Origin of the sequence: Paenibacillus ottowii, assembly GCF_006874425.1 — a bacterium.
Taxonomy (GTDB): Bacteria; Bacillota; Bacilli; order Paenibacillales; family Paenibacillaceae; genus Paenibacillus; species Paenibacillus ottowii.
This window is the reverse complement of sequence record NZ_VIJZ01000002.1, coordinates 487,064-498,941: the sequence shown is the minus strand read 5'-3', so window position 1 is coordinate 498,941 and position 11,878 is coordinate 487,064. Positions and strand designations below refer to the sequence as shown.

Here is an 11,878-nt window from a genome sequence, read left to right as displayed (position 1 = left end):
AGGGGAGAAAACCATTTTTATGAACCCAAAACGTCGACCATCATCTCAAAAACGCAGTAGGTGGCGCATTTTTGGCAGAGTTTTACTGATAAATATCAAGTGGTTCTCGTTTGCGGGTGTACTTGGAGTGCTGTTTGCCGGAGGTCTTGTATCCGGTTATGTGGCGGCACTGGTTCATGATGAACCTGTACGATCACGTCAGTTGATATATGAAAAGGTAAATGAGAATGCTCTGACCAGCTTTGTATTTTTTAATGACCAGGTAACTCCGGTTGGAAGAATGCGCATGGAGGAGGACCGACAGCTCGTTGATCTGAAGGATGTCCCTCAGTCCATTGTGGATGCCCTCATTTCAACGGAAGACAGCCAATTTTATGAGCACCATGGTGTGGATTTCAAGGGAACAGCTCGTGCTGTCAAACAGAAGCTTTTGAATGAAAACCGCCAAACAGGCGGAAGCACATTAACACAGCAGGTGGCCCGAAGAGTCTTCCTCAGTCTGGATAAAACGGACAGCCGAAAGGTGAAGGAAATGCTGCTGGCACTACGTATGGAACGTTTTATGAGCAAAGATAAAATATTAACGGCTTATTTAAACAAAATGCCATTTGGTAATGGTTCTGCTGGTTACAATTTGTACGGGATCAAGTCTGCTTCGTTAGGGATTTTCAATGTAAGTGACTTACATAAGCTTCATATTGCACAAGCGGCTTATTTGGCAGGTCTTCCGCAGCTGCCATCTGTTTATTCCGCTTTTGATGGTAAAGGGAACTTTGATGAAGAGGGTTTCAACAAGGCGATGGAACGCCAACGCGTCGTATTGGGAAGAATGCTCGCAACAGGCAAACTTACGATGTCCGAATATAACGAGGCGCTTCAATTTGACGTGAAAGCGACTCTTGCACCACATCGCGAAAAAAGCTATAATACATTTCCTTATTTGATGCTGGAAACAGAGCGAGAGGCTGCTCAGTTGTTGGTACTTCAGCAAAATCCGAATCTCACAGCAGCCGACATTTCTAAGCCTGAGCATGCAGAACTTCTTCAAAATACACGTGAAGAGTTGCAACGTTCCGGGTATCGAATTTATACAACGATAAATAAAAAAATTTATAGCAACATGCGACAGATTGCAGCCAATCCACAAAACTTTTCTCCATACAGTAAGAAGAAGGGACTAGAACAGATTGCGGCAATCATGATTGATCATAAAACGGGGGCTATTCTCGGTATGATCGAGGGTCGGGATTTTAACACCGAGCAAATGAACTATGCAACTCAAATGACACGTCAGCCCGGTTCTGCCATGAAGCCTATTGCCGCTTATTTACCTGCTTTGGAAAAGGGCTACACGCAACCGGCCGGTCTTATTGATGATTCGCAAATCATATTGAAAGATGGACGTAAAGGCTATCATATTCCTAAAAATTATAACAGAAGGTATGAGGGGCTTATGACAGCCCGTGAAGCACTCAACCGATCAATCAACATCCCTGCATTAAGGCTGTTTTTATATGAGGTTAAAATTCCAAACGCTTGGAATTTTGTGCGTTCTCTCGGAATTACGACGATTCAACCACAGGATGAACATGCTCAAACGGGGGTTCTAGGTGGACTTAGTAAGGGAGTATCCGTTAAGGAGCTGACCGCAGCATATGGGACAATTCCCAATATGGGCGTGTATAATACGCCTCACTTGATCAGTAAAATTACAGATGCCAACGGTAAAATTGTATATGAATTTAAACCACAGACAAAGCGTGTATATTCGCAGCAAACCGCATTTTTGATGACCGATATGCTCAGAACCGTTATATCGGATTCGAGAGGAACTGGCAAACGTCTGCAAAAAGCTTTTAAAAGCTACGGTACCATTGATATCGCGGGTAAAACGGGTACGACACAGAACTTTGGTGATGTGTGGTTTATGGGATACACACCTGACGTTACGTTAGGTGTCTGGGCTGGTTATCGCCAACAGGTTAATACATTATCTCAAGAAGGTCACTCCAGAGCACAGTCGGTGTGGGCGCTAATCATGAATGAGGCGGTCAGGGACCAGCCTGAGCTTTTTAAGAATAAGCATTTTATACAGCCGGAAGGCGTTGTGAAAGTTACGGTTTCTAGTCTAACAGGTAAGCTGCCAGGGCGGTATTCCCGCCAATCGGGTCACCTCGTGACTGACTGGTTTAACCAAAAGTACGTGCCGACCGAAGTCGGAAGAGAACAGCTTCCACGTTCTGCTAGACCAGTGGTTCCGTCCAAACCAGATATCAAGAAAGAAGATGTCCCTGAGATTAAAGTACCTGCAACAGATCAAGAGGAGGTTCCGCCAGAGGAAACAGATCCTGCCGTTCCTGATACGGATGCAGAGCTAGAATCGCCTGATGAGAATAACAATGTGCCGTCAACAGATACTTCACAACCTTCTGTTGAAAACGAGCCGGAGACACCTTCTGAATCAGAAAACCAGAACAGTGCTCCAAAAACTCAGCCAGACGAGGTTATCGGTTCGGAACCAACAACTGATCAATCCAACAACTAAGCGACAGAGGCGAGCTAGTTAGAACACCGTTTTCAGCAATATTGACAGCGACCAATGGATGAAAATGGATTCTGGGATATTCCTCATTCCAACGCTATTCCATTACAATAGCTACCTTGACATGGGGTTGGATAGTCAGCAGCCTGTTGTAATGATGAGTAGAGCTAGCATTTTATGCGGCTCTGCTCTTTTTTTTCATATTAATATTTCTCCTTTTTAAAGATACGAGCCAAATTATTTGCTATGTAACCAATGGACTTAAAATCTTTTTTATTAAAGGAAGCAGGTAAGGCGAAATTATAAGGGGGCATAATCTTGGGTCAGATCAATTCCCAGGTAGTCTCCGAGTTTACGCCTAACCTCACTGCGAGCAAAGGAGGAGAGCATGAAAAATCGCCTTTGGTAACCGCGGCATACATACAAAACCTCTACGCCTTCATGATTTCGGATTTCGCTGTATATTTTCACTCCCTGTCTTCTCATTCGCGCCTTTGTTTCTGCTAATTGAACAGTTATGCGCTGTTGTACTTCAGTCAGGCTACGAATATATAAATCGGGCATTTTTAGAGGAGAGATATTCATAATACGAATGTCTCGTTCCAACACATCTAGCACAAGAGTTAGTAGTACACACATCTTAATCAGTCCTGCGTCTTCTTCAGAAGGCAAAGGAGCTTTATGCTTGTTATCAAGTACCTTTTTGTTTGCCATAAATATCTCCTTTACTTGGAGTAAAATTACAATATATAATAAGTATACAGAACACGCGTTCTATATATACCCCATCATAGAGATTTTTCTGTTGCCAAAGCAATCATCAATTATTGGAAAAGGGGCAGGGAGAGGCATTTCCATGTGTCCTTGTCAGAAGATTCTTGTGTACATCTCCAATGACAGCCAAACAGAGTTTATGTTAAGCTAATGGATAAAAAACTTACATAGAAGTGGATAGCGTTTTGACAGCGGTCGCTTTTCTACAATTTAAGTAAAGAAAGTCGGGAAAGAAGGTTTACATATTGTCACGTTCATTATATGCAGCTTTATTATTATTGAGCCTTATTTGGGGCGGTTCCTTTATGTTTATTAAGGTGTTATTGCTACATCAAGTAGGACCGTGGACTATTGTATTTCTACGATCCAGCTTTGGCCTTATTTTTATCGTCTTATTAATGCTTCTTATGCGCAAGCCGTTTAAAATCAAAAGCATTCCGTGGAAATCGGTTATTCTGGTAGCATGTGTAAATATGGTTTTACCATGGACGTTGATTGGTTTTAGTGAAACCAAAATAGCTAGCAGCATGGCTTCTGTATTAAATGCAACCACGCCAATATGGACAATGTTGGTGGGTCTTGTCTTTTTCGGAGCTATATTTCACCGCCTGCAGTGGTTAGGAATGGGTCTCGCTTTTATTGGAATTGTTATTTTATTGGGTATTAATCCTGCATCTATTATTTCAGTTGATCCTGTAGGTTTTGGATGTATGCTGCTTGCGACTCTCTGCTACGGATTTGGAACACAGCTCTCCAAACGTTTTCTCTCCAATCTTTCCATGTATCAGGCTACCTTTGCGACACTGTTTGGTGCGGCAGCAGGGGGTGGGATTATGATGGCGATTGTAGAGAGACCAGATTTGTCGATCGTTATTGTTCCAAGCGTATTAGGTTCTCTAGTAGGACTAGGAGTTTTAGGATCAGGAGTAGCATATATTTTGTTCAACTATATGATTTTGCGGGGGAGTGCGGAATTCGCTTCTTCTGTAACATATTTTGTACCGGTGAGTGCTATCGTATGGGGCTTTTTGCTTCTGAATGAGCATATCGGTTGGAACGTGTTGACCGGTCTGGTTCTTATACTCGGGGGCGTATTTATGGCCAACCAGCGCAGAACAGCCAAATTAAGGGGGAATAATCTAAGTGGAAGCAAAACACACTCAAACCATTAAGTGTGTATTCGCTAAATCTTTGGTATAATACGTTAACTCGCACATACAATAAAGCATGCTCACACATAAAATAAAGTATGGTGCAGCAAAAAAGCAAGCTGTTTAGCAAGTGACAAGGTGTGGTATAATAAATTATAGAAATGATATGCACCACAGAAATGTCGGAATTTTATTCCACAAAAGAAAGGATCAGGATACCATGTGTCCCCGAAGGATACTTCCCCAAAGGACGATTTGGAAACGATTTGATCTGTCTTATACTTAGCTTTTCCGCGGAGTAACGTCAAGTTGCGAAAGCCAACTCTGCGGAAGAGGGGATTGTACATGCGAAGGACCAAGTCCTCCAGGCATATCTTACCAGGTTACTTCCGTAAGAGTGGGTTCATCCACATCAAACTTACGAGAAACCGAGGGAGCCTGTATGAGGAAAACTTACGAATCTATCGTGAACAATGGAGCACTGAGACAGATTGCTGTCATGTTGCTCGGAACATGCATTTTAGCTTTTACTTACTATCACATTAATGCCCAGAACCATTTGTCAGAGGGCGGCTTTGCAGGCCTAGCTCTGCTGGGTCATTATGCGTTTGGTATATCTCCAGCATGGAGTATGCTGATGCTTGATGTCCCCGTCATATTGCTGGCATGGGTACTGAAGGGCAAAAGATTTATGATGCTAGCATTAATCGGAGCCGTCGCCTTTTCACTGTTTTATGCAGGATTTGAGAAATACTCGACTCTGGTTATAGATCTGCATGGAAATCTGCTGATAGCAGCTCTACTCTGTGGAGTGCTCACAGGTTTAGGAGCCGGAATTGTATTGCGATTCGGCGGAGCAACTGGGGGCGACGATATTTTGTCTCTGCTGATCAGCGAGTGGCGCGGATGGAAAATCGGCAACGTGTTTATCGTTAGTGACATTATCGTACTAGGATTATCGCTGTTATATCTGCCTGTGAAGGAAACAATGTTTACTATACTGGCTGTGTGGCTTGCCGGAAAAATAATTACCTGGACGACTACGTTCCAATTGCACCGACCTGTGAAAAAAGTACTGCCAGCGGCTATTTCCGCTAAAAAGGTGGTTGCCAAAACAGTGCCGGTCGTCCACAGCCTTCGTCGATAAGGAAAGGGTGTTACGTCAGGAGAGAAATCTTCTTACGTAACACCCTTTCGCTGTATTCAAGCTTCGTCAGGAAAGTTTTAAATTACTTTTTCTACTGCTTCTTATCTTGTCCCACTGGATGATTATTATTCCATTCCTCAGCCTGAGCAGTGGCAATCGCAATAGAGCGCCCTTCTTCATAGCCTTCGCGGAGTAGAGCATTAGCAATATCAACGGCTTTTTCTCGCACACGAGGTTCTAGATTTTTCATGGATGGCGGGTAATCATGTTTGTTCCAAGGCATAGTAGCACACTCCTTTTTAGCAGGTGATGTATTATGTATTACCCGTTATATGCTTAGGCAAACAAAATTAAAATATGAATAAATTGTAAAAAAAATTTTATAAAAAAGCGTATAATGGTGTGCAGAATACCGGAAAAAGGAGTGAAGCATTTGCTTGCCTGGGGTTTCGTTTTTTTACTAACTATCATCATTCATACGACCGATAGCCTGTCCTATGCTCTTCGACTTGGTGGTTTGCGAGCACGTCGGATTGGATTGGCATTAACCGTTGCCGGAATGCTGCTGTTGGTTTCACGCACATCCAATATGGCACAGGGACCTTTACTTGGAGGGATGGTCGATCAGGCTAAAACGGCGGCACTATCGGGCGGAACGGATATGAGACTGGAATTGTATATGCACGGGGTACTGCTGGCGGCCACTGTTGGAACTATGCTTGCTATATTACTGTATCCAACCGTGGTACGTATGTCAGCCAGATGGATTGTGCATTTGGAGCATACTGGATCTATTCCGGCTTTAGTGCGTCATTTAATGAAGCGAAATCGCTGGAGGTATGCAGGCTACTACATAAAGCGTCCTACCTGGTCCATGCTTACCTCGCTGATCAGTGGAGTAATCCCCAAGCGTCTAATTATTTTGAATATAGCCGTGACCGCAATTTATACAACCGGAGTGGTATCTGCCTTATATGCGTCATTTCTGTGGCCTGCTCAAGGGACGGCAATGTCAATGTCGTCAGGCTTAATCAATGGCGTCGCAACGGTGTTGTTGACCCTGTTAATTGATCCAAGATTAGCGGTGCTGTCAGAAAAAACGCTACGAGGGGAGCTGCCTTTAGTCCGAATGAACAGCGTGTATGGTTGGATGATCATCTCGCGTTTGACAGGTACTTTATTAGCCCAGCTATTGCTGGTACCGCTAGCTATTTGGCTTGGGTGGGTGATGAGCTAGATCAATAAGGATGTGCTGACATATTCAAAAAAAGGCTGACCCGTCATCATCTAATAAAGATAATGACAGGTCAGCCCTAATGATTTTACAGCTGCTTACTTTTCAAATAATGATTTATATGCTCCATATCCTTCACGCTCCAAGTCTTCTTGAGGCACAAAGCGGAGCGCAGCAGAATTGATACAATAACGCAGACCGTCTGGACCTGGACCATCATCAAATACGTGCCCCAAATGGGAATCTGCTTCGCGACTTCGCACCTCGGTACGGATCATAAAATGACTGAGATCGGTCTTTTCTTTGACATTGTAACTGCGCAGCGGACGGGTAAAGCTAGGCCAGCCACAGCCTGCATCATATTTGTCAAGTGAACTAAACAAAGGTTCTCCTGATACGATATCGACGTAAATGCCTTCAGCTTCATGATCCCAAAACTCATTTTGAAATGGGCGCTCAGTTGCGTTATTTTGTGTTACTTCGTATTGAATAGGCGTCAACCTATCTTTGAGAGCGGATTTATCAATCTTGGCAGACCAATTTTTCTCAATAAAATCTTCACGTCCTGAGCCTTTGCGGTAGCGTTTGTAGTGAGCGGGGTTCTTTTTATGGTAGTCCTGATGGTATTCTTCTGCTTCATAAAAAGTTGCCGCAGGCAGAATAGAGGTAGCAATGGGCTTGTCAAAGCGGCCGCTTTGAGCCAGAGCTTCTTTGGAAGCCTCTGCCTTGATGCGTTGCTCTTCATTATGATAGAAAATAGCCGTTTGGTAGGATGAACCTCTATCGTGAAACTGTCCACCTTCATCCGTTGGATCAATCTGTTGCCAAAATAACTCCAATAGTTTTTCATACGGGAACACTTGAGGGTCAAATGTAATCTGTACAGCTTCCAGATGTCCTGTTGTTTCAGAGCATACCTCCTCATAGGTAGGATTTTCAGTATGTCCCCCTGTATATCCAGATCTAACCTTCAAAATACCGGGCATTTCCTCAAAAGGGGAGACCATGCACCAGAAGCAGCCCCCCGCAAAAGTTGCCTTTTCTACCGTGTTTGGATTGTTGGTGCTCATATTTTATCACTCCAATCTGAGAATGTTTAATTACTTGCAATTTAAATAGCTTACAATTAAATTATATACGAGTTTTTTGCAAAATCCAATGAAGCATTATAAAGTACTCAGTTGCGTAGCTGTAGTGTGTCCCAAAAACTGCAACGAAACATTCTATAGAAAAGATACAAACGCATTGGTGCTATGTTTAGTTGGCGCGCCGGGCTCTTTTTCGGTAAAGTACAAATCCGCCCCCTACCAGTACAGTATATAGCAGCAAAATAAGCAAACCTGTGATTGGATGCTCTGCAAAGGTGCCTCCTGCATAAGCATACACTGCAATTGCGGGAAGCTTGCCGATCGCTGTACCTAGCATAAAGCTCCAGAACGGAAATCCTGCTACTCCCGCATATACATTGACAGCAGCCTGAGGGATGACTGGAATCAGGCGAGCCAGTAGCACGGCAGTAAAAGGCTCTCTCTGCATGACCTGATTAAAGCGCTCCAGTGCGGGAACACGCTCCAAATAGGCACGTCCTTTATCACGGAACAGGGTGCGTACGGCGCTGTATACGACCAATGCAGCCAAAGTAGTGCCAAGCCAGCAGATCAGAGCACCTTGCCAGGCACCCGCAGCATAAGCAATGGACGCGATAATCAGCTTGTAAGGGATAAACGGAATTAACGCAAATAAAAATGCGAGCAGTAGCAAACCCGGAAAGGAGGTTTGCTTGTTTGCCCAGGCGAGCCAATCATATCTGTAGATAAACGCGATGCAGAGCAGCGAAACATAAGCCGCGGGGAGTAACCATTTTTTCATTTACATACCTCTTTCAATATCCCTGTTCGGCTTAATGCTTATACAAAAAATAGGGTTCACATTCCCAAAAATGTATGCTATACTGCCAGTAACAGAATAGTTCCCAAAGGGGAGTAGCTCAGCGAGTAAAGTCGTCATTACGGGATTTTTAATCCCCGGCTTTATTGGCAACGTAATGTTGTAAGCGAGACCTTTGCCAGGATTTTAGGAATCCGGGTAAATGGTCTTTTTTGATGCTCAAATTGGGTCAAGCGCCGTTTCCGGATTCCGTGAAATGGCGCTTTTTTAGTATAAAGCGCTGAACTACGTACAGTATAACAAATAAATAAAGAAGGTGGGAGAAACGTATGGATTTTTTGTCAATCGAGTTTTTAACCGCATTATTGTCTATCATTATCATTGATTTGGTGCTAGCAGGTGACAATGCGATCGTAATCGGGTTGGCGGCACGGAACGTTGATAAGGCTAACCAGAAGAAGGTCATTATCTGGGGAACGGTCGGAGCAGTCATCATTCGTGTAATTGCTACCGTGCTGGTCACATACTTACTGCAAATATATGGATTGCGTTTGATTGGGGGACTTGCCCTGATCTATATCGCTTATAAGTTGTTGGTCGAAGAGAAAAAACATGAAATTTCAGCCACAAATCAAATGTGGGCAGCAATCCGCACTATCATTATTGCCGATACGATGATGGGGCTCGATAATGTGCTTGCTGTTGCGGGAGCAGCTCATGGGAATATGTTACTTGTTATTCTTGGTCTGGCAATCTCCGTTCCAATCATGGTATGGGGAAGCACAATTATTCTGAAACTGACAGAACGTTATCCTATAGTCATTACGATTGGCGCCGCAGTATTAGCATATACCGCTGCTAAAATGGTGGTGGCCGAGCCATTGATTGCACACTGGTTCGCAAGTGGAGTCGTTAAGTACGGTTTTGAAGCCTTGATTGTCGTTCTGGTTGTAGCCATCGGGATGCGTGTTAAAAAAGTAAAAGGTGAGAAAACAAAAAAGGAAGCACTGCACGCATAAGCTAACTTATTTTGAATTTTGAAGTAGTCTGGCTGAAGCTGGATACTCAAGTCTTCGAGACTGTTCCTCAATCCAACTGGATCGGGAGCAGTCTCTTTTCTTTGCTTGTCAGCGGACTTCCATGTAAACTAGACAACAGATGAATTGATTGATCAGAGGTGGAACGATATGGACAAGCAAATCAAGACAAGAGTAGCTATAGCAGGATTGGGTGGAATCGCACGCAAAGTGTATCTGCCGTTACTGGCTGCACACCAAGGCGTGGACATCGTAGGTGTGATGAACCGTTCACAGGAGCCAGTCAGCACTACTTTGGAACAGTATAGGCTACCAAGAGGGACAACGGATGTCAAGGAAATGCTGGCATGGGAGCCGGAAGCTGTGTTTATACATGCAGCCACCGAAGCTCATTTTGACCTAGTCATGGCGTGTATTGAAAAAGGGATAGCGGTGTACGTGGATAAACCATTGTCCTATGATGTTCGTCAGAATCTGGAAATGACTGCTTTCGCGGAAGCACAGGCTGTACTGCTGGCGGTAGGTTTTAATCGACGTTTTGCTCCGCACTATGTGGCGGCAAAAGCTTGGCTAGACGAAGTGGGAGGGATCAGTCAATGTGCGGCGATAAAACATCGAACTGGATATGATCGTAGACCAGCGGCACAGACGGTTTATGATGATTTAATTCATATGCTTGATTTGCTATTGTGGCTCGGTGGCGATGATTATGAGGTACTTCATAGTAGTCTGAATACAACGATTGATGGGTATATGGAATCTGCCCTCGGGACTTTGCGCCTGGGGAATGCTGCCGGTACATACAGTATGAGCAGACAGGCAGGGGCAGACATAGAGAAGCTGGAGCTTCACGGAGCAGGACGGTCTGTTGAAGTAACGAATATGGAACAGGCAGTGTTCATGCAAAAAAATAGTTTATCACGAACGCAAACATTTGGAAGCTGGGATACAATATTGGAAAGACGGGGATTCACCGGCGTGGTGAATCATTTTCTGGAACATATTCATCGTCCGGAGGAGTGTGCTATACAAGCTGGAAAGGTTTTGGAAAGCCATATGCTGGCGGAAGAACTGATTAGTCGTTTGGGTGATTAATACTGAATCATGACGATCCAGACATCAAGAATTAGGTTAAGGAGAAATGAAACAATGGAAGAAGACAACCGCGGTAAACAGCTAGAAGAGGCCATTATTGAAAATTATAAGCAAGAAGAAGATATGATGATCCTTGTGTTTGCTCAATGGTGCATCAATAACGGCTTGGAGCCAGAGGAACTATATCGTAAAGCGTATCCACAACAGGATAGCAACGAGCGTCTGCTACGAATACGCAAGCTAACTGTATCGCGCGAAGAAGCAGGTGATATTCCCTTGGATACGGTATTAGGAGTGCTGTCCATGTTCGGAAATGAGGATTTGGCGATGATCGTATCCGAGGCGGCCGCCGAGCTACCGTCGGAACAGAAATAAGTCCAGCTAAAATGAAGTGGCATCTGGCAAAACATTCATGACATCGTGGAAATAAACTATTTTTTTAACTGATTATATTGTTGATCAGGAGGGTACGCTGACGATGGGAGATATACCTGTGCCAAGTACTTGCAAAGGCTGCGAAAGAGATATCGCTTTGTCGGAAGAACAAATCACCAGAATTCTAAACAATATGAGACCCAAAATGGAATGTGTAAACGATGAAGTGTACGAAGCCAGACTGTTGGCCTGTGCACAATGCGATGAGTTAATGTCTGGTCACACATGTGGCATTAGCGGAAGTATTGTCCGTATACGTGCCTTGGCAGCAACTCAAAATTGTCCCAGTTACCACGGTTCACGTTGGCAAGGATCAGCTTGAAAAAATGCAATGCCCAGACTCAGTTAAACCTGAGATTACAGGCTAAAGTAGTCACAACCTGGTCTGCCTTAATGGCAGATCTTTTTGGTTTGCTTGGACTTTGTTGCTAGCAATTGACAAATTGTAGACAATAAAATATATTAAACACGTAAAATGTTTTTGTTTAATTGTTAATATTTATATTAACTAAATGATTATTAGGTGTGACAATGTGTAACATTAGGGTCCGTAAAAAAATGATAGTGTAAATGTGG

12 protein-coding genes are annotated in these 11,878 nt (G+C 43.7%); 8 read left to right on the top strand and 4 right to left on the bottom strand.

Features of this window, described 5'->3' with window-relative positions:
• Window positions 1-19 precede the first annotated feature (19 nt).
• On the top strand, window positions 20-2,545 hold the full coding sequence (locus tag FKV70_RS06570; RefSeq protein ID WP_142612171.1) for a transglycosylase domain-containing protein: 2,526 nt from the start codon (window positions 20-22) through the stop codon (window positions 2,543-2,545).
• A 297-nt stretch (window positions 2,546-2,842) separates the two neighbouring features.
• On the opposite strand, the gene FKV70_RS06565 is transcribed toward FKV70_RS06570, so the two are convergent.
• The gene (locus tag FKV70_RS06565; RefSeq protein ID WP_142612170.1) at window positions 2,843-3,256 is read right to left on the bottom strand and encodes a YhjD family protein; all 414 of its coding nucleotides are present in this window, start codon (window positions 3,254-3,256) and stop codon (window positions 2,843-2,845) included.
• Window positions 3,257-3,561: 305 nt separating this feature from the next.
• On the opposite strand from FKV70_RS06565, the gene FKV70_RS06560 reads away from it, so the two are divergent.
• Both FKV70_RS06560 and FKV70_RS06555 read left to right on the top strand, forming a co-directional pair.
• The gene (locus FKV70_RS06560; protein WP_142612169.1) at window positions 3,562-4,488 is read left to right on the top strand and encodes a DMT family transporter; all 927 of its coding nucleotides are present in this window, start codon (window positions 3,562-3,564) and stop codon (window positions 4,486-4,488) included.
• Between the two features lie 421 nt (window positions 4,489-4,909).
• A complete protein-coding gene (locus FKV70_RS06555) occupies window positions 4,910-5,614 on the top strand; it encodes a YitT family protein (protein ID WP_064796321.1) in 705 nt (234 codons plus the stop codon).
• A 91-nt stretch (window positions 5,615-5,705) separates the two neighbouring features.
• Here FKV70_RS06555 and FKV70_RS06550 read toward each other — a convergent pair whose 3' ends face one another.
• Window positions 5,706-5,897, bottom strand: a complete 192-nt coding sequence (locus tag FKV70_RS06550) for a DUF2188 domain-containing protein (RefSeq protein WP_142612168.1) — start codon at window positions 5,895-5,897, stop codon at window positions 5,706-5,708.
• A gap of 150 nt (window positions 5,898-6,047) precedes the next feature.
• On the opposite strand from FKV70_RS06550, the gene FKV70_RS06545 reads away from it, so the two are divergent.
• Window positions 6,048-6,851, top strand: coding sequence for a lipid II flippase Amj family protein (locus FKV70_RS06545; protein ID WP_142612167.1), 804 nt, complete (start codon window positions 6,048-6,050; stop codon window positions 6,849-6,851).
• 95 nt (window positions 6,852-6,946) lie between these two features.
• Here FKV70_RS06545 and msrA read toward each other — a convergent pair whose 3' ends face one another.
• Together msrA and FKV70_RS06535 are read right to left on the bottom strand one after the other, a co-directional pair.
• Complete coding sequence (msrA, locus tag FKV70_RS06540; RefSeq protein WP_064796324.1) at window positions 6,947-7,918, bottom strand: peptide-methionine (S)-S-oxide reductase MsrA; 972 nt, start codon at window positions 7,916-7,918, stop codon at window positions 6,947-6,949.
• A 187-nt stretch (window positions 7,919-8,105) separates the two neighbouring features.
• Window positions 8,106-8,717 carry a TVP38/TMEM64 family protein gene (locus FKV70_RS06535; protein ID WP_142612166.1) on the bottom strand — a complete coding sequence of 204 codons (612 nt, stop codon included), beginning with the start codon at window positions 8,715-8,717 and terminating at the stop codon, window positions 8,106-8,108.
• Window positions 8,718-9,064: 347 nt separating this feature from the next.
• Here FKV70_RS06535 and FKV70_RS06530 point away from each other — a divergent pair, with 347 nt between their 5' ends.
• The 4 genes from FKV70_RS06530 to FKV70_RS06515 all read left to right on the top strand — a co-directional run bounded on the left by FKV70_RS06530 (window position 9,065) and on the right by FKV70_RS06515 (window position 11,624).
• Window positions 9,065-9,754 carry a TerC family protein gene (locus tag FKV70_RS06530; RefSeq protein ID WP_142612165.1) on the top strand — a complete coding sequence of 230 codons (690 nt, stop codon included), beginning with the start codon at window positions 9,065-9,067 and terminating at the stop codon, window positions 9,752-9,754.
• 168 nt (window positions 9,755-9,922) lie between these two features.
• Window positions 9,923-10,867, top strand: a complete 945-nt coding sequence (locus tag FKV70_RS06525; protein ID WP_142612164.1) for a Gfo/Idh/MocA family protein — start codon at window positions 9,923-9,925, stop codon at window positions 10,865-10,867.
• A gap of 54 nt (window positions 10,868-10,921) precedes the next feature.
• A complete protein-coding gene (locus tag FKV70_RS06520; RefSeq protein WP_142612163.1) occupies window positions 10,922-11,242 on the top strand; it encodes a hypothetical protein in 321 nt (106 codons plus the stop codon).
• A gap of 103 nt (window positions 11,243-11,345) precedes the next feature.
• Window positions 11,346-11,624 (top strand): DUF6171 family protein, encoded by a 279-nt coding sequence (locus tag FKV70_RS06515; protein WP_142612162.1) that lies wholly within the window; start codon window positions 11,346-11,348, stop codon window positions 11,622-11,624.
• Window positions 11,625-11,878: the final 254 nt, after the last annotated feature.

Excerpts from the sequence above, each read along its gene's own strand:
- FKV70_RS06525 (WP_142612164.1), top strand. The coding sequence starts at position 9,923 with ATGGACAAGCAAATCAAGACAAGAGTAGCTATAGCAGGATTGGGTGGA.
- FKV70_RS06555 (WP_064796321.1), top strand. The coding sequence starts at position 4,910 with ATGAGGAAAACTTACGAATCTATCGTGAACAATGGAGCACTGAGACAG.
- msrA (WP_064796324.1), bottom strand. The coding sequence starts at position 7,918 with ATGAGCACCAACAATCCAAACACGGTAGAAAAGGCAACTTTTGCGGGG.
- FKV70_RS06530 (WP_142612165.1), top strand. The coding sequence starts at position 9,065 with ATGGATTTTTTGTCAATCGAGTTTTTAACCGCATTATTGTCTATCATT.
- FKV70_RS06515 (WP_142612162.1), top strand. The coding sequence starts at position 11,346 with ATGGGAGATATACCTGTGCCAAGTACTTGCAAAGGCTGCGAAAGAGAT.
- FKV70_RS06550 (WP_142612168.1), bottom strand. The coding sequence starts at position 5,897 with ATGCCTTGGAACAAACATGATTACCCGCCATCCATGAAAAATCTAGAA.
- FKV70_RS06565 (WP_142612170.1), bottom strand. The coding sequence starts at position 3,256 with ATGGCAAACAAAAAGGTACTTGATAACAAGCATAAAGCTCCTTTGCCT.
- FKV70_RS06570 (WP_142612171.1), top strand. The coding sequence starts at position 20 with ATGAACCCAAAACGTCGACCATCATCTCAAAAACGCAGTAGGTGGCGC.
- FKV70_RS06535 (WP_142612166.1), bottom strand. The coding sequence starts at position 8,717 with ATGAAAAAATGGTTACTCCCCGCGGCTTATGTTTCGCTGCTCTGCATC.
- FKV70_RS06520 (WP_142612163.1), top strand. The coding sequence starts at position 10,922 with ATGGAAGAAGACAACCGCGGTAAACAGCTAGAAGAGGCCATTATTGAA.